General features: G+C 67.9%; 6 protein-coding genes. All 6 read right to left on the reverse strand.

Annotated elements, in window-relative coordinates:
- Positions 1-61: 61 nt before the first annotated feature.
- The 6 genes from AB1460_RS21455 to AB1460_RS21480 all read right to left on the reverse strand — a co-directional run bounded on the left by AB1460_RS21455 (position 62) and on the right by AB1460_RS21480 (position 23,249).
- The gene (locus AB1460_RS21455; protein ID WP_368963602.1) at positions 62-316 is read right to left on the reverse strand and encodes a phosphopantetheine-binding protein; all 255 of its coding nucleotides are present in this window, start codon (positions 314-316) and stop codon (positions 62-64) included.
- Entirely contained in the window at positions 300-17,219 is a 16,920-nt protein-coding gene (locus AB1460_RS21460; protein ID WP_368963604.1) for an amino acid adenylation domain-containing protein, read from the reverse strand. Before AB1460_RS21460 ends, AB1460_RS21455 begins: the two co-directional genes overlap by 17 nt.
- 615 nt (positions 17,220-17,834) lie before the next feature.
- Positions 17,835-19,565: an ABC transporter ATP-binding protein gene (locus AB1460_RS21465; protein WP_368963605.1), complete on the reverse strand. Its 1,731-nt coding sequence runs from the start codon at positions 19,563-19,565 to the stop codon at positions 17,835-17,837.
- An 11-nt stretch (positions 19,566-19,576) separates the two neighbouring features.
- Complete coding sequence (locus AB1460_RS21470; protein ID WP_368963607.1) at positions 19,577-21,331, reverse strand: ABC transporter ATP-binding protein; 1,755 nt, start codon at positions 21,329-21,331, stop codon at positions 19,577-19,579.
- A complete protein-coding gene (locus tag AB1460_RS21475) occupies positions 21,331-22,215 on the reverse strand; it encodes an ABC transporter ATP-binding protein (RefSeq protein ID WP_368963609.1) in 885 nt (294 codons plus the stop codon). The genes AB1460_RS21470 and AB1460_RS21475 overlap by 1 nt, the downstream gene beginning before the upstream one ends.
- Positions 22,212-23,249 carry a FecCD family ABC transporter permease gene (locus AB1460_RS21480; protein ID WP_368963611.1) on the reverse strand — a complete coding sequence of 346 codons (1,038 nt, stop codon included), beginning with the start codon at positions 23,247-23,249 and terminating at the stop codon, positions 22,212-22,214. Before AB1460_RS21480 ends, AB1460_RS21475 begins: the two co-directional genes overlap by 4 nt.
- Positions 23,250-23,295 lie beyond the last annotated feature (46 nt).

Here is a 23,295-nt window from a genome sequence, read left to right on the forward strand (position 1 = left end):
TTGTCGGAGGGGCGGCACGATCGCACAACCGGTCGTCACATCCGCCCGTGCCAGACGAGATTCACTCGGACGACCCGGCGTCGTCGTTCGTCGACGCCGCCAGCACCTCAAGCCAACGTGACACCCGCTGGTCCTCGGCGAGCGTAATGAAGTCGATGCCCGCCACACCGGCACTGCGCCACCGCTCGACCAGTTCCAGGAGCCGGACGGAATCCATGCCCTGCGTGCGCAGGTCTCCGGTCTGATCCACATCGCTCACCTCGATGTACAGGACATCGGCGACGTCGGCCAGCACTCGGTTATCGCTGATCCTCATGATTCTCCTCTGGGTTACCGAAAGCGCGCTTTCGCACGCCCGTCGCTGTCGGGTAGGACGCCAGCGTCTCGAGCGACCGCATCCACAGCTCCTGCAGTTCGCTCACTTCCGCCGCGCTGAGGATCCCCGCCGCATAAACGATGTTTCCCCGCAACGTCCACTCGCTGTTCTCGCCGCTCTGTACCGCCACCAGAGAAATGTCCAACACAGCCATCAGAGGCATCGTCCGGGCCGCGGAGCCGACGATGCCGGGAGACTCGGGGGCCAGCTGCCATGCGCTGTCCCGCACGGCGCCGCCGGGGCCGAACTGGCCGAGATAGTTGAATCCGATCTGCGGCACCACGCCGTCCGCCAACCGGCCCGCGCCGCCAGGAGCGAGCTCACGAAGCACCCCGTAGCCGATGCCGCGATCGGGCACCGCCCGCAGTTGCTCCTTCACCCGCCTCACCACAGCTGCGGAAGCTCCCGGATCCGTCAGCGCCTTGACGGGATCGATGTCGACGGTGTCCAGCCCGACCGGGAACCATGTCGTGAACCACCCCACCGTGCGCGCCAGATCGCTTCCGGGCACGAACGTCTCCTCGCGCCCGTGACCTTCGAGTCCGATCAGCACCCGTCGATGACCGACCCCTCGCCTCGCCCGCCACACCCCGACAGCGATCGTCAACGAGCCGAGCAGCACATCGTTGATCTCGGCGGCCAGGGCACCGGGCACCTCCTTCAGTACCGGGCCGGAGACCTTCGCGGGAACCTGGATCGTGAGGATCTCCGCTGCGCCGCGCGTGTCGAGCGCTGCATCCAGCGGACGGGAACCGAGCAACGGGTCATCCGCCGTGACAGTCCCGGCCCAGTAGTCCGCCTGTGCGCTCACATCCTGCTCAGCGGCGCGGCCCGTGAGCATCTCCGCCCAGGTCAGCAAGCTGGTGCCCACCGGCAGCAGCGGCTGCGCGGTGCGGCCGGTCTCCAGCTCCCAGGCCTGCCGAAGATCCTCTTCAAGAACCCGCCAGGACACCCCGTCGACGGCCAGATGGTGAACGACCAGCAGCAGGCGGCTTGTCGCATCGGCGCAGCCGGTGTACCAGACCGCCCGCCACAGGATGCCGGCATCGAGGCGCAGCGAACGCGCCAGTTCCTCCACCCGCGCCCGGTTGCCGCTGCGCCAGGCCGGATCCGGCCACGCCGGCCTCAGCGCCTCGATCACCACCTGATCCCGCGCGACTTCAGCAGCGCGGGCCGGGACCTCAAACCGGAAGGATCCGTCGGGAGCCGTCGCGAGGCGACCGCCCAGCGCCGCATGGTGCGCGACGACCCTGTTCAGTACCCGCAGCAACATATCGTGTGTCATTCCGGCTGGCACCACGAATGTGACCGCCTGCACCAGGGTCGAGAATCCAGGCAGATCGACTTCCTTGTTCGCGATCGGCCACAACCTGGCGGACCGCAGATCCTTCCGGGGGGCGGTGGGCTCCACCGACGCCGACTGGCGTGCATCAGAAAGACGGGCCAGCCCGGTCACCGTCCGCGTCGAGAAGACGTCCGCGGCCGAGATGACAACACCCATACGCCGCATCCGGGACACCAGCTGGATCGACAGGATGCTGTCCCCGCCCAGCTGGAAGAAGTCGTCCTCGACAGACAGCTGAACATCGTCGTTCAGCCCCAGCAGGTCACGGACTACAGCGAGGACAGCTCGCTCCGTGTCCGTTGCGGGTGGACGCCCGTGGGCGGTCGACTGCCCGAGATCGGGGGCGGGCAGTGCCCGCCGGTCGAGCTTGCCGGTGGTGGTCAACGGGAAGGCCTCAAGACGGTTGTAGGAGGCGGGGATCATGTAGTCGGGGAGGTGCTGCGCGGCATACTCACGAAGCGACCGACGAAGCACATCATCATCACCACCCACACCGGCCGTCATGACATAGGCAGCCAGAAACTTCCCACCCGAAGGATGATCCGCCGCGATCACCTCGGCCCGCACCACCTCCGGATGCCCCGCCAGCACATCCCGGATCTCCCCCGGCTCGATTCGATACCCACGAATCTTCGTCTGCTCGTCAGCACGACCGAGATAGTCAATACGCCCCTCGTCGTTCCACCGAGCCAGATCACCCGTCCGATACATCCGCGCCCCCGACTCCCACGGGCACGCCACGAACCGCTCAGCAGCCAACGCAGCCCGCTCCCAGTAACCCCGCGCATTACCCGCACCCGCCAGATACAACTCGCCCGCAACACCCGGCAACGCAAACTGCAGGTTCTGATCCAGGATGTACGCCCGAGTATTGAAGATAGGCGTACCCACACTCGGATTCGAACTGTCCGCAAGATCCGCACCAAGCGCATTGATCGTGTACTCGGTCGGCCCGTACAGGTTGTACGACTCCACCCCCGGCGCATCCCGCAACCGCTGCCACAAACGCTCCGGCACCGCCTCACCGCCAAGCGACACGAACACCACACCCGTCGCCTCCGCCGACACCGACCTGCCCGCCGGCCGATCACGCTCCAACAAACCCTCGTCCACCAGCACCTGCCCGTACGAGGGCGTCACATCAAAACCATCAATACGCTGCTCGTCGTAATACGCCAGCAACTGCTGCGGATCCCGACGCATCTCCTCGTTGATCACATACACCGAATGGCCGTTCAACAGCCAGAACAACTGCTCCCACGACGCATCGAACGAGAAAGACGTCGTATGCGCGATCCGCAACCGCCGCCCACCCTGATGCGCCACCACCCGATCGAAGATCTTCTCCACATGATTGGCATACATGTTCGTCAGACCCCGATAACCGACCGCCACACCCTTCGGCCGGCCCGTCGAACCAGACGTGAAAATGATGTACGCCAGATGATCCAACGACACCTCCCCGCCCCGCTCGACCACCGTCACCGGCCCATCCGCCAACTCCCCGACCCGCGCCCGCACCACCACATCGTCGAGATTCACCACCCGCCCCGCCACGGACCCCAACCGCGCCACATCACGATCAGTCACCAGCGTGACCGTCGGACCCGCCACCGCCAGCATGTAACCAATCCGCTCATCCGGCAGCTCCGCATCCACCGGCACATACGCCGCACCCACCACGAACACCGCGAACATCGCGATGACCATCCGCTCGTCACGCGGCAGCAACAACGCAACCCGATGCTCCGGGCCAACCCCCCATTCCAACAGCAGCCGCGCATACCGATTCACCTCCGCAGACAAACCCGCAAACGTGAAACTCCGCGCACCCGCCACCAACGCGATCTCCCCCGGCGACCGCACCACCTGACCAGCAAAAAGACCCGCAACAGTGACGCCGGCGAACTCGACTGGACGTCCAGCGGTCCAGGACTCGACAGCGGCTCTCTCGTTCGCGATCAGCAGATCGACTTCGGCGATGGTTCGGTTCGGATCCTCGGCGATCGCGCCAAGGATCTCCTGAATCACGCCGAGGAAACGAACCGCCGTTTTCTCCTCGAAGAGATCCGTGCTGAATGTCAGCAGTACGGATGCGCCGGCGTCGGAGTCGACCAGATAGAGATCGAGGTCTCCCTTGACGGCACCCAGCCCCACCATGCGAGGCCGCACGACGAGATCCCCGGTCGCTGGATCCGCCCGGCGCCCGGTGCCACGCTGGTAGGTGAGCATGACCTGGAACACCGGATTTCTGCCGACGACCCGGTCAGCCGAGATCGCCGTGACGATCTGGTCGAAAGGCGCCGCCTGATGCTCGAATCCGTCCAGCACGGTCTGCTTCACCCGAGCGAGAACATCGGCGAACGTGTCACCGGGGAAGAATCTGTGGCGGAGCGGAATCGTGTTCACGAAGTATCCGACGACGCCTTCGAGACCATCCTCGGTACGACCGCCGACCGGGGCACCGAGAACGACATCGTCACTCGCGCTCATGACCGACATCGCCAGGGCGACGGCGGCCTGGGAGATCATGAACATCGAGACCCCGTACGCATCCTCGACGCGCCGCAGATCAGCCACGACATCGGAGGAGACGGTCAGGGAGACGTCTGCCGCACGGTAGGTCGGTTCGGCTGGCCGGGGCCGGTGGGGGCTTATCGTAGATTCACCAGGAGCGTCCGCCAGGGTGTCCGCCCAGTACCTCAGATGGTGGTACAAAGCGGATTCCGGATCGGTGGGCTGACCGAGCACGGTCTGTTGCCAGACCGCATAGTCCGCGTACTGGATCCGGACCGGCTCCCAGGCCGGCGCCTGCCCCTTGCTGCGCGCCGCGTAGGCGACGAAGAGGTCTTCCAGCAGCGTCGGCGTGGACCATTCGTCGACGGCGTGGTGATGCACCGCGAGGACGAGGATCCACTCGGCGGCACCCACCCGCAGCAGACCGGAGCGGACCGGGATGTCCGCGGCGAGGTCGAACCGGCTCCGCACGAGTTCCCGAAGACGCCGGTCGACCGCGTCCTGCCCCGCCCCGATGAAGTCCTCGGGAACCAGCGGCACGCGCAAGGCCGCCGCCTCCGCCGTGAGGATCTCCTGATGGAGCTGCCCGTCGTCGCCCACGATCAACGTTCGCAGCGCCTCGTGGCGGGTTATAACATCGCGCACCGCCGACCGCAGGGCAGCCTCGTCAAGTTCTCCGGACAGGTGCCGGATCAGCGGGACGACATAGCGGGCTCCCGGGCCACCCATCTGCTCGATGACCCACAGGGACCGCTGCCCGTACGTCACAGGCAGGACATCCGGGCGTGGCAGCTCGCCTACTCGTGGTATTGGGGAGACGGCCTGGGTCGCTGCGTCGACGACCCGCGCCAGTCCTTCGATCGTGGCCTGCTCGAATATGTCCCGCAGGGTCAGCGCCGAGCCCAGGGCCGCATTGGCCCGCGCGACGACGCGGGTTGCCAGCAACGAGTGACCACCCAGCCGGAAGAAGTCATCGTTCGCCCGCAGACCGACCTCGGCCCCGAGGCCCAAGACCGCCCGGAACACTTCCGCCAGCGAGTGCTCGGCCGGCGTCTCAAGCGCGCGCCCGTCGGTGCCGGTGATCTCACTGAGATCGGGGGCGGGCAGTGCCCGCCGGTCCAGCTTCCCGTTGACCGTGGTCGCGAAGGAGTCAATTCGGGTGAAGGTCGTGGGAATCATGTAGTCGGGGAGGTGCTGCGCGGCATACTCACGAAGCGACCGACGAAGCACATCATCATCACCACCCACACCGGCCGTCATGACATAGGCAGCCAGAAACTTCCCACCCGAAGGATGATCCGCCGCGATCACCTCGGCCCGCACCACCTCCGGATGCCCCGCCAGCACATCCCGGATCTCCCCCGGCTCGATTCGATACCCACGAATCTTCGTCTGCTCGTCAGCACGACCGAGATAGTCAATACGCCCCTCGTCGTTCCACCGAGCCAGATCACCCGTCCGATACATCCGCGCCCCCGACTCCCACGGGCACGCCACGAACCGCTCAGCAGCCAACGCAGCCCGCTCCCAGTAACCCCGCGCATTACCCGCACCCGCCAGATACAACTCGCCCGCAACACCCGGCAACGCAAACTGCAGGTTCTGATCCAGGATGTACGCCCGAGTATTGAAGATAGGCGTACCCACACTCGGATTCGAACTGTCCGCAAGATCCGCACCAAGCGCATTGATCGTGTACTCGGTCGGCCCGTACAGGTTGTACGACTCCACCCCCGGCGCATCCCGCAACCGCTGCCACAAACGCTCCGGCACCGCCTCACCGCCAAGCGACACGAACACCACACCCGTCGCCTCCGCCGACACCGACCTGCCCGCCGGCCGATCACGCTCCAACAAACCCTCGTCCACCAGCACCTGCCCGTACGAGGGCGTCACATCAAAACCATCAATACGCTGCTCGTCGTAATACGCCAGCAACTGCTGCGGATCCCGACGCATCTCCTCGTTGATCACATACACCGAATGGCCGTTCAACAGCCAGAACAACTGCTCCCACGACGCATCGAACGAGAAAGACGTCGTATGCGCGATCCGCAACCGCCGCCCACCCTGATGCGCCACCACCCGATCGAAGATCTTCTCCACATGATTGGCATACATGTTCGTCAGACCCCGATAACCGACCGCCACACCCTTCGGCCGGCCCGTCGAACCAGACGTGAAAATGATGTACGCCAGATGATCCAACGACACCTCCCCGCCCCGCTCGACCACCGTCACCGGCCCATCCGCCAACTCCCCGACCCGCGCCCGCACCACCACATCGTCGAGATTCACCACCCGCCCCGCCACGGACCCCAACCGCGCCACATCACGATCAGTCACCAGCGTGACCGTCGGACCCGCCACCGCCAGCATGTAACCAATCCGCTCATCCGGCAGCTCCGCATCCACCGGCACATACGCCGCACCCACCACGAACACCGCGAACATCGCGATGACCATCCGCTCGTCACGCGGCAGCAACAACGCAACCCGATGCTCCGGGCCAACCCCCCATTCCAACAGCAGCCGCGCATACCGATTCACCTCCGCAGACAAACCCGCAAACGTGAAACTCCGCGCACCCGCCACCAACGCGATCTCCCCCGGCGACCGCACCACCTGACCAGCAAAAAGACCCGCAACAGTGACGGGTGCCACGTCTCGGTGCAGATCGGCGGCCGGGCCGGTGTGCGGTTCGACCTCATCGGGCAGCAGCACCGCCAGCCCGCCGACCGGCGCGCGCAGACGGCTCGCGATCGCGTTCAGTGTTGCGACGTAACGCGCCAGTATCCGCTCCGCGCTGGCCTTCTCGTACGCGTCGCGGCGGTAGGAAAGCCGTACATGCACGGACGCGGATCCGGCTCGCTGCCATATGTTCACCGCGAACGTCACCGGATAGTGCGTGGCATCGTCCACGGCGGAGCCGACCACCCGGATGCCGGCCCAGTCGCGTTCGTCGCGCACCTGGAAGGGCAGGTTCTGCACCACGAACAACGTGTCGAAAAGCGTCGCCATACCAGCTGACGCCTGAATGCTCGTCAGCGCGGTGTCGGGATGGTCGATGACGCGCAACTGCTCGGACTGCACCCGCGCGAGCACCTCCTGAGCTGTCTCGAACGGGCTGAGACGCACCCGCATCGGTACCGTGTTGAAGAGCACCCCGATGGTCCGGTCCGCATCAGGAAGCTCGGGCAGGCGGCCGGACACCGTGTTGCCGAACACCACGTCGTTGCTGCCGGTCAGGCGGCTGAGGGCGACAGCCCAGGAGACCTGCAGGACGGTACCCGCTGTCACCCCCGCGGTTCGTGCTGCGCCGAACACCGCGGCAGCAGCGGAGGGATCGAGATCGTAATGCAGATCATCCGTGTCGATCTGCCCCGCGCCGAGATCGCCACCCGCCGGCCAGAGCATCGTCGGGCCGGGCAGTTCGGCGAGATAGTCGCTCCAGGCCCGGGCCGCGGTCTGCGGATCCCGACCGTCGAGCCATTCAAGATACGAGCGGAACGAGGCCGGGCGGACGCGGTCCGCGTACCCGGGATCCGCATAGATCGTCAGGATCTCCTCGAACAGGGCCTTCAACGACCAGCCGTCCAGCAGAATGTGCTCGAAGCTCATCGCCAGCACCCAGGAGTCGGTCGCTCGCTCGATGAGGGTGAACCGGAGCAGCGGTGGGTTCTGGAAGTCGAAGGGCGCACGTCGTTCGGCTGCCAGGAAGGCGCCGATATCCACCCGGAGCGCGGACCACTCGGTGAGCGAGATGACACAGAACGGCGCATCGGCGGCAGCGGGAATCACCTGCGCCTCACCCGAGGGTACGAAGGCGGCGCGAAGGTTCGGGTACCGGCCGAGCACGATCCGCACGGCGCCCTTCAGGCGGTCCGGGTCGACCGCGCCAGCCAGGTTCCTCGTGGCCTGCGAAACGTAGGCGTTGTGGTCATCCGACTCCTGCGCGCGCACCATGTGGTAGAAAATGCCGCGCTGCAACGTGGACAACGGGAGGATCTCGGCGGTCTTTCCGTAGCGGGCCCGGATACGCTTTTCGTCCTCTCCCGAGATCGTGAGACGGTCGGCTCGACGGAGATGAAGCCCGCCTGGCGACGGCCTCGACAGCGCGAGCCCGAAATCGACCTGGGTGGCCACGGTGGCGATCTGCTGCGCCAACGCGCGCGCGTCCAGGTCGACGCCAGCGGCTGTCTCGACCGCCACCCGGATCGTCTGAGGCTCGGCCGTCAGGTCCGGGCCGATCAGGATGCAGATGTCGAGCTGGATCGGGCTGTCCGCGGGGATCGCGGGAACCGATGCGATGCGCTCCGCCGCGCTGCGGAACACACTGATCCGGATGCTCGGGGCAGGCAGATCGTCGAAGAAACGGTCGAGCTGCGGGCGAGCACGCAGGGACGTGTAGTCAGCCACCCGCTCGGGGCTCAGAGCAGGCGGCAGGTGAGTGCCGCCCGCATTCGTGCTGGTCGCCGGTTCAGCGAGAAGTACCGGGTAGTTCCAGACCGTGAAGGCGTCCGCGGGCTCTCGGCGTTCGACGATCAGCTGGCTTTCACCGAGCGCCCGGTGGAGGGGGCGAGCGATCGCCTCCCACGCCTCACGTGGTGTTGTGCCGCCCGTCCCACGCTGGCCGGAGATGCCGACAGAATGTACCGTGAAGGTCGGTGCTTCACCTGCCTTCGACGGGAGGCTGACGTCTCCCACCGCGGCGAGCTGGTCGATCCAGTCGTCCCAGAAGGGATCCTCGAGGATCGTGCTGAGCTCGACGTCAGTCCGTTGGTCGCTGCCGGCCCGCGGTGTCTCGATCACCAGCCGGCTCTGCATGGCGTAGCCGGCGACAAGCTCGGTGAGCAGCGCTGCCACCGCGTCGAGGGTCTCGACGTTGTCGTGTGCGGCGACCAGCTGGCCGCTTCCGTCGTCGAGCACCTGCAGCTGCAACCCGGCGTCGCCCAGCGCGAGAGCGACGTGATCAACGGCAGCCCGCCACAGCACGGCGTCCTGGATGTCGAAGGCGGGAAGCGCCAGGCGGAAGGCTGGTCGTTCCTGATCGGAGGCCACCCCTTGAAGCCCGGACTCGACAGCGGCCTGAACCAGCTGCGCAAGATGGACGGCCGCAAGCTCAGGATGGCGCGCACCGAGGGTCAGGAACAGCCGCGTCTTCTGTAGCAGCCGTGCCGAGGTTTCTTCGGAGAACAGTTCCCTGGCCGCGTTCAGGTGCAGCGCCAGCGCACCGTCACCACGCCTCGTGATGGAGTAGACGAGGTCGAACAGGGCGGGCCGGGCCGCACCCGGCCCGCCGCTTGCGACCGGGACGTACGGGGTGAAGGCCCCGGCTGGGCCCTGCTCCGGATCGGCCTGGTCGAGATAGCCGGCCATCACCTGGAAGAGCGGGCTGATCCCGGGGGCACGGACCGGCTGGATCGCCTCGACGACGGCGTCGAAAGGCACCAGCTTGCGCTCGTTCGCCGCCAGCATGCGCTCCCGCATGTTGACGAGCGCCGGCCCGAATCCGGCCGCCTCGTCGATGTCGGAGCGGACGACGACGGTGTTCACGAAGTAGCCGATCAGATCGGCCAGTTCCGGCAGATCGCGCAGGCTGGTGGGGACACCGATCGGCACCACGGTGCCGCTCCCCTCGCTCCACAGTGCGAGGGTCAGTGCGGTCATCAGCCCCTGTAGCGGTGTCGCCCTGCGCTCGACGAGCAGCGCGTCCACGGCATCGACGTCAGCGGCGGACAGCACGGTGGTCGCCGGTCGGACCGTGCGCGAGTCGGTGTCAGTGCGTGGGTGGTCGATCGGCAGTGCGGTCTCCGTAGGGAGACCTTCGAGCGCACCGCGCCAGTACTCGATCTCACGCCGGTGGCGCGACTGCGCATCCCGGGAGTCACCGAGCACGGTCCGGTGCCAGAGCACGAAATCCGCGAACTGCACCGGGAGCTCAACGAGCCCGGCCGACATTCCAGCCGCCTCTTCGCGATAGAGAGCATTCAGATCGCGGAGGAAGGGGTCGAAGGACTGCTCGTCGGAGACGATGTGATGCCCGGCAGCAACGAGCAGATCGTCGTCCTCCCGGCGGAGGAGATGGAATCGCAGGCCGTGGTCGGACGCGAGGTCTATTGGGGCGGCGACGAGTTCGGCGATCCTCGCATTCGACGCCGCCGCGGTGGTCTGCTCAACCGTGACCAGCGCCGCGTTCGGTTCCGCGTCCGGGTGGATCCGCTGCCGCAGTTCGGCGGCGTCCTCGTCGAGCACGAAGGTTGTGCGCAGGATCTCGTGCCGGGCGACGAGACGACGAACGGCCGCCTGCAGGGCACTGACGTCGACCGGTTCGCGTGACTGGACAGTCATGGCCATGCGGTAGATCGCCCTGCCGGCAATCTGGTCGGTTATCCACAGGGATCGCTGTCCGAAGGACGCCGGCAGCTCGGCGGGCCGCGGCAGCTGCCCGATCTGCAACGCTGGCACCGTCGAAACACGCGAACCGTCGAAGATGATCCCGGCCAGGCCGGCGATCGTGGGATGGTCGAACACGTCCCGCAGGTCAAGCCCTGAACCGAGAACAGCGTTGGCTCGGGCGACGACCCGCGCCGCGAGCAGCGAGTGCCCGCCAAGTCGGAAGAAGTCGTCGTCGACCGACAGCGCTGCGCTGGCCGGGAGAGCGAGAACGTCACGGAACACGCCGGCCAGCGACAGTTCGGTGTCGGTCTCGGGTTCCCGGCCGCCACCCGACCCCGCGGTGAGGTCGGGGGCGGGCAGCGCCCGACGGTCGAGTTTTCCACTCGCAGTCGTAGGGAGGGCGTCCAGGTGGGTGAACGACGTGGGGACCATGTACTCCGGCAGGTGCGCGGTCGTGTGGTCCCGCAGCACGTCGACCAGCGCCGCCTCGTCGGCGGGGGCGGCTGAGCTGGTCGTGACGTAGGCGGCGAGGAAGTTCCCGCCGGCGGGGTGATCGAGCGCGGTGACCACGGCGCCCGACACGACAGGATGGCGTTCCAGAACAGCGCGGATCTCGTCGAGCTCGATCCGGAAGCCGCGGACCTTGACCTGGTCATCAGACCGGCCGAGGTACTCAAGCTCCCCCTGACGGTTCCACCGGACCAGGTCCCCTGTTCGGTACAACCGCACGTCCGGGCCACCGTGCGGGTCGGCGACGAACCTCTGCGCGGTCAGACCCGCCCGGCCCACATAGCCGTCCGCCAGCTGCACCCCACCCAGGTACAGCTCGCCGGTCACCCCTACCGGCACCGGACGCAGCCACCCGTCGAGCACCCGCACATACGAGTTCGACACCGGCCGGCCGATCGGCGTCGAGTCGGCGTCCGCGTCAAGCCGGGTGATGTCGTAGCTGGCGATCTCGACCGCTGCTTCGGTCGGCCCGTACAGGTTGAACAGCTCCGCCCGGTCGAACACCTCCCGGGCCCGGACAGCGGCCGCAACCGGGAGTGCCTCCCCGGTGAACGACACCAGGCGCACGGCCGGGAACGACCCCGGTTCCGCTCCCGAGTCCAGGAAAGCCTGCAGCATCGACGGCACGAAATGCACACTCGTGATGTGTTGTCGGCGCAGCACACCGGCGATGTAACCCGGATCCCCGTGTGCGCTGTCCCGGGCGACCACGACCGCCGCACCGACGATCAGAGGGAGGAAGAACTCCGGTACCGACACGTCGAACGTGAACGGCGTCTTCAGCAGTACCCGATCGGACGGCGAGAACCCGAGTGCTTCCCGCCCCCACAGCAGCCGGTTCACCGCCGCGCCATGGGACACCGCAACGCCTTTCGGCCGCCCGGTGGTACCGGACGTGAAAATCACATAAGCGATGTCGTCCGGGGTGAGCGGACGCGACAGCACCGGCGCCTCGGAAGCCCCGTCCGTCAGCTGGCGACGGACAGCATCCTCATCAATCGTCATCATCGCCACGCCCGCCGCCGTGAACACATCCGCGAAGGCCGTCGCCGTCGCAGCATCAGTGATCACCACCCGGGCGGCACTGTCCTGCAGGATCGCCGTCGCACGTCTGGCCGGATATCCGGGATCGATCGGCACATACGCTGCGCCGGCCCGCAGCACCGCGGCCAGGCAGACCACCAGATCCGCCGACCGCGGCAAAGCCACCGCGACCCGGCCACCCACCGGCACTCCCCGCCCGGCCAGAAGATGAGCCAGTGCGTTCACCCGCGCGTCGAACCGCGCATACCCCCACTCCACCCCATCGGCGTCATCCAGCACCGCAACCGCCCCGGGAGAACGCACCACCTGATCCCGGATCAGCCCGTCCACCGTCACGGCCGCAACGGCCATCCCCGCACCCACCGACATCGCACCCACCGACACGGCTTCAGCGTCGGACAGCACCTGAAGGTCGGCGATCAGCGTGTCGGGGCGGGCCGCGATCGTGGCGAGGTTTCGTTGCAGGAGAATGAGGAATCGCTGCACGGTGCCCGGGTCGAACAGGTCAGTGGCAAAGCTCAGGGACCCAGCGAGGGAGTGCTGGGTCTCGTCCACGTAGATGTCCAGATCCGTCTTGACCGCTCCGAGCGAAGCGTGCTGTGTTCGGGCGGTGATTCCGGGGAGGTCGAGCAGGTCGGGCCCGCCGGGCAGGTTCTGATAGGTGAGCATGACCTGGAACACCGGGTTGCGGGTCGCGGACCGGTCGACGCCGACAGCGGACACGATGTGCTCGAACGGTGCGGCCTGGTGTGCGAGCCCGTCCAGCACCGTCTGCCGGACGCGCCCGAGGAGCTCGGTGATCGTGTCGTCGGGTCGGAGCCGGTGGCGCAGCGGGAGGGTGTTGGCGAAGTAGCCGACCAGGTTCTCCAGGCCGTCCTCAGTGCGGCCCCCGACCGGGGAGCCGATCACCACGTCGTCTCCGCCGCCGAAAGCGGAGACCGTCAGCGCCAGCGCGGCCTGCACGATCATGAACATGCTCACGCCGTTGTGCTGCGCGGTGCTGCGCAACCCCGTCACAGTCTCGGACTCGACGGCGAACCCGACATCGCCTGCCTGATGGGTGGGCTCGGCGGGGCGAGGCCGGTCCAGGGTGATCGTGGATTCCTCCGGCGCGTCAGCGAGGGCAGCACGCCAGTAGGCCAGTCGCTGAGCGAGTTCGGAATCCGGGTCGACGGGATCCCCGAGGACGTGACGTTGCCAGATCGCGTAGTCGGCGTACTGAATGCTCGGCGGCGCCCACCCGGGCTCATCACCGGCCGACCGTGCCTGGTACGCGGTTGACAGGTTCTCCAGCAGCACCGGCAGCGACCACTCGTCCACCGCATGGTGATGCGCCGCCAGCACCAGCACCCACTGCGTACCGGACTCCCGCAGCAGGCCGGCGCGGAAGGGAATGTCTGCCGCGAGGTCAAATCCCTGCCGCACGAAATCGGCGATCCGTTCCGCCACGGCACCGGCACCGGCACCGGAGAGATCCTCCGGGACCAGTGTCAGGCGAAGGCTCGCGACCTGGGCAGGAACGACCACCTGGTGCAGCCGACCGTCGTCTTCGACAATCAGGGTTCGCAATGCCTCGTGCCGGGCGACTACATCCTTCACTGCGGCGTCGAGTGCGCTGACGTCCAGTTCTCCGGACAGGCGAAGCACCACCGGCACCACATACCGGCTCTCCGGTCCGCCCAGGCGATCAATCACCCAGAGGGCTTGCTGGCCGAAGGATGCGGGCAGGTCGGCGGGCCGTGGCAGCTGTCCGATCCGCAACGCTGGCACCGTCGAGGCCGTCGAACCGTCGATGATGATGCCGGCCAGGCCCGCGACGGTGGGGTGGTCGAACACGTCCCGCAGCGTCAGCGCCGAACCGAGGACCGTGTTGGCTCGGGCGACGACCCGCGCCGCAAGCAGCGAGTGCCCACCAAGCCGGAAGAAGTCGTCGTCGACCGACAGGGCTGTGCCGTCGGGAAGTGCGAGGACGTCGCGGAAGACGGCGCCGAGGGACAGTTCGGTGTCGGTTTCCGGGGGGCGGCCGGTGCCCGACCCCGCGGTGAGGTCGGGGGCGGGTAGCGCTTTCCGGTCGAGTTTTCCACTCGCAGTCGTAGGGAGTGCGTCCAGGTGAGTGAACGACGCGGGAACCATGTACTCCGGCAGGTGCGTGGACGTGTGCTCTCGCAGCAGGTCAGCCAGCTCCGTCTGGTCGGCCGGGGCGGCCGGGCCGGTCGTGACGTAGGCGGCGAGGAACTTCCCGCCGGCGGGGTGGTCGAGGGCGGTGACGGCGGCGCCGGACACGGCGGGGTGCCGTTCGAGGACGGTGCGGATCTCGTCGAGTTCGATCCGGAAGCCGCGCACCTTGACCTGGTCGTCGGTCCGGCCGAGGTACTCAAGCTCGCCCTGACCGTTCCACCGGGCCAGGTCCCCTGTCCGGTACAACCGCTCGTGTGGAGCGCCGTGCGGGTCGGCGACGAACCTTTCCGCGGTCAGTGCCGCCCGGCCCACATAGCCGTCTGCGAGCTGTACGCCGCCGAGGTACAGCTCACCGGTCAACCCGGCTGGTACCGGGCGCAGCCAGCCGTCCAGGATGCGCACGTAGGAGTTGAACACCGGTCGGCCGATCGGTGTCGAGCCCGCGTCGGTGGCGAGCTGGGTGATGTCGTAGCTGGCGATCTCGACCGCTGCTTCGGTCGGCCCGTAGAGGTTGAACAGTTCCGCCTGGTCGAACACCTCGCGGGCTCCGACGGCCGCGGCCACGGGGAGTGCTTCCCCGGTGAAGGACACCAGGCGCACGTCCGGGAATGTTCCCGGTTCGACTCCCGAGTCCAGGAACGCCTGCAGCATCGACGGCACGAAATGCACACTCGTGATGTGTTGTCGGCGCAGCACTTCGGTGATGTAGCTCGGGTCCCCGTGTGCGTTGTGACGGGCGACCACGACTGCCGCACCGACGATCAGAGGGAGGAAGAACTCCGGTACCGACACGTCGAACGTGAACGGTGTCTTCAGTAGTACCCGGTCGGACGGGCCGAAGCCCAGCGCTTCCCGCCCCCACAGCAGCCGGCTCACGACCGCGGCGTGCGAGACCGCGACACCTTTCGGTCGTCCGGTGGTGCCTGACGTGAAAATCACATAGGCGGCGTCGCCGGAAGTCAGCGCACGCCCAAGCGCGGGACCGTCGGAAGCCCCGTCATCGAGCTGGCGACGAACAGCATCTTCATCGACGAGCACGGTAGCCACGCCTGCCGCCGTGAGCACACCAGTCTGGGCCGCCGCCGTCGCAGCATCAGTTATCACCATCCGGGTGGCGCTGTCCTGCAGGATCGCTGTCACCCGCTCCGCCGGATATCCCGGATCGACGGGGACATATGCTGCGCCAGCACGTAGCACCGCGGCGAGAGAAACCACCAGGTCCGCCGACCGCGGCAAAGCCACCGCGACCCGGCCACCCACCGCCACACCCCCCTCGACCAGGAGACGAGCCAGCGCATTCACCCGCCTGTCGAACTGCGTATACCTCCACTCCGCCCCAGCCGCGTCATCCACCACCGCGACCGCACCAGGAGAACGCATCACCTGGTCCCGAATCAGCGCATCGACCGACACCGCCGCAACTGCCAGCCTCGCGCCCACCGACACCGCATCGACCGACAGGGCACCGACCGACAAGGCACCGGCGTCGGTGAACACCTGAATTTCGGCGAGGTCGTGGAGTGTCGTGTCCGCAGCGCCACCAAGGAGATGGCCGAGGAACCCAGCGAACGCGGCTGCGTGCCGCTCGGCCGCGTCTTCGGCCACCAGCGGTGAACGGCCGGAGACATTCATCCGCAGGTCCCGCCCGGGGCTGCCGTAGACCGACAGGTCCAACGCGCCGGTCGGGCCCGGACTGATCAGCTCCGTTACTCCCGGCACCGTGCCGAAGACCGGTGTCGTCCGGAACATCTTGATGTTGACAGTGGGCAGTGCCAGGTAGGAGTGCTCCCCGCCCTGCCAGAGCCGGGCGAGCTGGTGGTCCTCGATCGCGGAGTTGTCCTGCAGGTCCCGGACCTGCGCCCGCACCACCGCCAGCACCTCGGCGAAGGTGCCTCCCGGACGCAGCGCGGTCACGACAGGCAGGACGCGGGCGACCGCACCGGGCACCCGCAGCGACTCCGCCGCGCCGCGCATCATCGACGGCACCCGCACCGCCAGGTGATCCCGGCCCTCCGCCAGGGCGGTGTACAGCCCCCACGCTGTGATCACAAGATCGGTCCAGGTGCTCCGCGCCGCCCGCGCCAGCGCCTTCAGACGATCATCGGCTTCGGGTGGGAGGACCACCGGAACAGGCCGGTAGGAGAACGAGAACAGCTCGGCTGGTGTGCTGCCCGCCGGCTCGGCCGACACCTCGACCGCAAGAACATCACGCCAGTGACCGACAACGGCGGGCCCGCCCGGTGTCGACGCCGGACCCGTGACGAGATCCTCCAGGTGACCGAACCACCTGGCCGGTGGCGGTGTTCCACCGACCGCAGCCGAATACAGCTCGGCCACCCGGCGGATGTACAGCGACATGCTGTATCCGTCAAGCAGAAGATTGTTCGTCGTGAACGACCACACCCACCCGCCACCGACACGTCTGAACAACGTCGACGACGTGACATCCGTAGCCGCCGAAGCCTCTCGCGCACCCACTGCGGCGCGAACCGCAGACCGGATCTCGTCGTCTGGGAGCTCCTCCTCGGCAACCACCGTTCGCAGCGAAAAGGCGCCGCCGACCGACTGCATCGGAGCCCCGTCATCGTCATGGATAACGGCCCGCAGAGCCTCGGTCTCCGCGAACGCCCCGCTCACCGCGGCAGCGAACGCCCCAGCATTGATCGCACCGTCAAACCAGACCAGATCGCAGACACAGAACCCGGCGGAACCCGGGAACAATCGCTGCGCCGCCCAGTTCCCCCGCTGGGCAAACGAAAGAGGCAGCCGCCTGCCACCACCCACTCCCACATCAGATGGCGCACCACCCGCAGCCGACGCACTCCCCGTCTCATCGCGCTGACCAGCCATGTCGCCAGTGTAGGGTAACCTAACCTAAATTTGCACGGATTGACGAAAAATGTCTCGGCGATGTTCGCGACCGATCCCGGAGAGCGGCAGCACCCACCCCGCACGAGAATGTCCGGGTAGCACCTGGAGTCGGCCATCGATTCGACTTCAATGATCGATCTATACGCCGAGCAGGGCTTATAGCTGTGCAGTGCATCTTTCCGAGGCTCCAGCCTCGATCTTTCACTGGGTGTGATCCCACGATCGTGGGCCGATCTCCCACCCTCGTTGATGTTGGGTTCCGGGGTTCGACTGAGTTGTGCCGTTGTTCACTACCCCGCCGGGAAGCGGGGTAGGTGCCCGGTCCAGGTCCTGACCAGTGCCCTTTCCGGTGGGCGGACCGGGAGATCGATGGCGGTGTTATCCAGGGCAGGCAGGTCATGGAGCCGGCTTGATCACTTCGACGGCGCGTGGGGTTCTCCAGAGGAGACCGGTGGGTGGGGGCGCCTGAAACGGCGAGCGCGGCAAGCGGGGCGGGCGATCCGGCCGCCGAGGCAGGCCCGGCGGTTGGCCCCTGATCCAGGAAACGCGAGTTCCGGCGCACTGCTCGTCTCGTCGACGACGCCTGGTGTTCCGTCATCTCGACCCGTTCGCTCCGGTTTCCTGCCCAGCCTGCCAGGCTGACCAGAGCGCGGCGTACACCCCGCCGGCGGCGATCAGCTCCGGGTGGGTTCCTCGCTCGGCGATACGGCCGTGCTCCATCACCACGACCAGATCGCAGGCGGCGGCCTGCGAGAGCCGGTGCGCGATCACCAGTCCGGTGCGTCCGGTCAGCGCGGCGTCGGCGGCGCGGTCGAGCGCTCCGGCGTAGGCGGAACCCGCCTCGGCGGTGGCCTCGTCGAAGATCGCCAGTTCCGGATCGGCCAGGACCAGGCGAGTGAGCGCCATCTGTTGCGCCTGGGCGGCGGTCAGCTCGTACCCGCCACCACCGAGCACCGTGTCGAGGCCGTCGGGCAGCAGGTCAAGCGTTCCAACCGCCTGGGCGACCTCGAGCGCAGCCCGTACCTGGGCGTCGGTGGCCTGCGGTGCGGCGAGGGTGAGGTTGTCGCGCAGTGTCCCCGTGAAGACGTGCACCTCCTGGGTGATCATCATCGTGCGCTGCGGCCGGGCCACTGTTCCGGCGTCGGGCTGGTGAATGCCGGCGATCACCGTGGCCAGCGTCGACTTGCCGGCACCCGACGAACCGACGACGGCGACGCGCTGACCGGTGGGAACGTCGAGCGTGACATCGACGAGCACGCGAGGGCCGGCCCCGTAGTGGAAGGAGACCTCGCGGAGGTGGGCGCCGCTGCTCGTTGCGATGCTCGGCGCGTCCGCGACGGGGATGGTGGCGACCCCGATCATGCGGTTCAGCGAGGCGAGGGCGGACTGGACAGTGTCGACGACGAACAGCAGCTGATTGACCGGGTTGAGCAGGCGCAGCACAAGCAGCATGGCGGTGGTCGCACCACCGACGGTCGAGTCCCCGTGGTCGATGAGGACGAAGCCGACGACGAGTACGGCGGCCAGGCTCAGGCACTCGCCGAGGTTCAGACGGGTGTTGAGCATGCTCTGCACGGTGCGTGCCCGCAGCGCCTGCGCCGACACCCCCCAGGAGGTGGTTGTCACGGCGCGGTGCCGCTGCTCGGCAAGCCTGAATCCGAGCACAGTGGCGTAGCCGCGCTGCGACTCCAGAATCTGCTGGGCACGCGCGCTCATCGCCGCGCGCTCGGCCAGGTAGACCCGCGGTCCGGTGCGCAGATACCACCGCATGGACAGCGCGTAGACGGGCAGCACGATGGCGAGGGCGACTGCGTAGGGCCATTCCACTGCGGCCAGCCCGCCCAGCGACATGACGATGGTGAAGGATGTGACGGTGAGCACCGGGATCACCGCGGGGGCCGCATCGGCAACCGCGGTGACGTCATCGCTGGACCGCGAGATCAGATCCCCGGTACCCGCCCCCTCGACGACATGCTGCGGCAGCGTCAGGGCACGGGAGACCAGTTCCTCCCGCAGCCCGGCGAGGATGGTGTGGTACATCCGAGTAGCCAGGACGATCGTCGCCGCTGTGCCGGCAGCACCGAGAACGGCTGAGACCGCCATGATCGCGGTAACGATCAGCACGATACCGAAGTCGGCGGTGCCTTCCTGGACCCGATCGATGAGGAATCCGATCGCGACCGGTCCGATCAGCTCGATGGCGGTGCTTACGACTCCCAGCACCACGAGGGCCGCCAGCTGTCGTCGATGCCCACGGCACAGCCGCCACATCTCCCGAGCGGTCTCACGCCCGCCCGCGATCGGCAGCGCGTTCGGTGTCCTCACGGATCCCCCGGTCACGGCGCCGCCTTTCCAAGCGCCGGCACGTCGTCGAGCAGGTCGACGACACGGTCGCAGCAGCCAAGCAGGGCTGGCGACGAGGCGATCAGCAGGGTTGAACGATCTCTACGGACACCGACCAGCCGCTCGGCGATGAGCTGCTCGGTCACCGAGTCGACGGCGGTGGTCGGGTCGTGCAGCACCAGCATCGGAGCATCGGTCGCGAAGGCCCGAGCGAGCGCGACCCGTTGACGCTGGCCACCGGAGAGGCGGTTGCCGTTCTCACCGACGGGGGTGTCCAGACCGGCCGCGAAGTCCTCACAGGCGGCAGCCCACACAGCACTGTCCATCCGCTCGGGCGGGCTGCCGGTGACGGTGAGGTTGTCGCGGATGGTGCCGGTGAACAACGTCGCCCGGTGGGGTGCGGCGGTGACCACGCGGCGGTATTCCGCCGGGGTCAGTTCGTGCGCCGGTCGGCCGTCGAGACGAACCTCGGTGTCGTCGGCGGCCCACGGGTTCAGCAGCGCGTCGGCGATGCGGGCGGCAGTCCGGTCATCGGCGTGCACCCCCACCAGCTCACCGGGCTCCACCCGGATCGACCCACTGGGCACGTCGACCTCAAGCACACCGGCGGACGGCGCGGCCACGCCTTGCGCGGGCAGCGGGCTGCGGCGCTGTCGTAGCGCGTCATCGTGGCCGGACGCGACGGTGTCCGCGTTTTTGAGGACGTCCATGATGCGCGCGGCCGAGGCGCGGGCACCGGCGAGATTGGGGATGGAGTAGTTCGCGATCGCCTGCATCTGGGGCAGCAGCGCCTGGGTGAGGCCACCCACGGCGATCAGTTCGCCGATGCTGAGCTGCCCGTCCACCGCGAACCAGCCCGCCAGCCCCGTCACCGCGGCGACGAAGACGCCGTTCACCGCGCCGGAGCCCACCAGGAACCTGCCGAGCAGCCCGGCGTTGCGCCTGGCGGCGACCAGGGTCTCCTGGCTGGCCTGCCGGTATCGCCTGGTCGCCTCGGCCTCGGCCCGCACGCCCTTGATCACCCGGTACCCGGCGACCAGGTCGGTGGCCCGTCCAACGGTCTCAGCGAGGAGATCCTGGTAGACGCGGGTGTCGCGGGCGAGGCGTTCGCTCAGGAAGCCCATCAACCAGACCGCCGCGGGCGCGCCGAGCAGCACCACGACCCCGAGCGGCCAGTACGTCACCAGCAACGAGGCGGCGATGAACGCGATGGCGGCGATCCGCGCGATGGGCAGAATCACGAGCAGCACAGCGTTGGCCAGTCGGCCGACGTCATTGGTCATGACCGAGACCACATTGTCCGCCGGTGCCCGCCCCGCGCTGCCGTCGGAATGCAGCACCCTGGTCGAAAGGGTTGCGCGCAGTCGGTGCTGCAACAACTGGATCGCGTACGTGTTGAGCCGGTTCGTGAACCTGGCCGCCGCCGTCAGCGCGACGTACAAGGCCACCAGCGCACCAAGCCAAAGCACCAGCTGCCCGGTGTCCCCGGTCACCAGCGCCCGGTCGATCGCGAGCCCCATCACCACCGGGACAGCCGCCTCGCCCACCTGCCACACGATCGCCAGCAGCATCGCGGGAACCGTGATGCGTGGCAGCGAGAAGACGACGCGCGTCACGAACTGCCCGGGACGATCACCCTCCCCGGCCTCGAACGGCCCGACATCAGGAGGCTCCGGCGCGGTCTGCCCCACCACCGGCAGCCACCGCGTCAGCGGTCCTCGCCCCAGCCCCATCGGATCGGTGCGCATCAACGGCTTTCCCGCACGCCTTCGCCACGACGGTCACGGCCCAGCGGCACCACCTGCGGAGTGCCCGCCACCGGATCGGGCACCACCAGGCAGCGCAACCCGAACACCTCGTCGACCAGCTCGGCCGTCACGATCTGGGACGGTGACCCCTCGGCGACCACAGCGCCGTCCTTCATCGCGATCAGGTGCGTGGCATAGCGAGCGGCGTGATTGAGGTCGTGCAGCACGGCGACCAGGGTGTGGCCGACGTGGTGCAGGTCGGTGAACAGCTCCATCAGCTCGATCTGGTGGGCGATGTCGAGGAAGGTGGTCGGCTCGTCGAGCAGCAGGATGTTGGTGTGCTGCGCGAGCGCCATCGCCACCCACACCCGCTGCCGCTGACCACCTGACAGCTCGTCCACCAGACGGCCGGACAGGTCGGTGACTCCGGTCTGGCCCATCGCTCTCGCCACGGCCCGCTCGTCGGCCTCGGTCCACAGCCGGATGAACCCCTGGTGCGGATACCGCCCCCGAGCCACCAGGTCGGCCACGGTGATCCCCTCCGGGGCGATCGAGGTCTGCGGCAGCAGGCCGACCCGCCGTGCCACCTCCTTCGCCTTGTACGACCCGATGGCCGCACCGTCGAGGATCACCTGACCCGCGGAGGGCTTCAACAGCCGCGACAGGCTGCGCAGCAGAGTGGATTTCCCGCACGCGTTCGGACCGACGATGACGGTGAACGACTGGTCCGGAATGGACACCGACAAGCCCTCACTGATGACGCGCCTGTCGTAACCGATCGTCGCCGATTCCACCCTCAGGCGGGTGCCACCGGGCGACCTGGCAGGCGTGGGCACATCGCTCGCCTCGGCCAGCTCGGTGACGGTGTCGGAGTACGTGCTCATAGGCGTCTCCTGGCTTCGGTGAACAGCAGATACCCGAGGTACCCACCGCCGAGGATGACAGTGATGATCCCGACCGGCAGCGGGGTCGGGGCGACGTGCTGGGCGAGGTAGTCGGCCGCCAGGCACAGCAGCGCGCCGACCAGGGCGGCGGGTGCGAGGGTGATCCCCGCGGAGCGGACGAGGCGGCGCCCGATCTGCGGCGCGACCAGGGAGATGAACGCGATCGGCCCCGAGGCCGCCGTGACGACCGCTGTCAGCGCCACCCCCACCACGACCACACCGAGGCGGGCGGACGAGATCCGCACCCCCTGGGAGGCGGCGGTATCGTCACCCAGTTCCATCTGGCGCATCGGCCGGCTCAACATCGCAGCCAGCAGCAGCAGCACCGCGATGCACACACCGCCGATGGCCACCTGGTTCCAGGACACCACGTTGAGTGATCCGGCGCCCCACGCGGCGGCGGCCATCGCCTGTTCCAGGTCGGCTTTCAGTATCAACCAGGTGTTGAGCGATTCGAGCATCGCCGACACGCCGATGCCGACAATGATCAGCCGGAACCCCTGCACCCCTCGCCGGTGGGCGAGCACGTACACGGCGACGGCGGTGGCCATCGCCCCCAGCAACGCCCCGCCTATCAGCTGCACATAGCTGCCGTTGACGACGAGGATCACGATCAGTGCGCCGGTGTACGAGCCCTGGGAGAACCCGATGATGCCTGGGTCGGCGAGCGGATTGCGCAACATCGACTGCAGGATCGCCCCGCTGACTCCCAGAGCGGCACCGAACACCAGCGCCGCAGCCACCCGGGGTGCTCGCCACTCGACCACGATGTCGCGGACCAGCCCGTTCTCCCCACCGACCAGCGCGGAGACCACCTGGCCGGGGCTGAGCTGGTACGAGCCCGTCATCAGCGCGAGCATCGCTAGGCAGACCATCGCGGCCACCAGCGCCGCGCAGACGATGACCGCGCGCCACTCGAACCGGACCGCGACCCGCCATCGCCGCAGCACCACGACCCGCCGGCCGAAGTCCACCCGCCCCCCGGAAGCTCTTCCGGTCGAACGAAGGCTCGTCGGTTCG

It is taken from the genome of Parafrankia sp. FMc2 (genome assembly GCF_041008525.1).
In the GTDB taxonomy this organism is placed as follows: domain Bacteria; phylum Actinomycetota; class Actinomycetes; order Frankiales; family Frankiaceae; genus Parafrankia.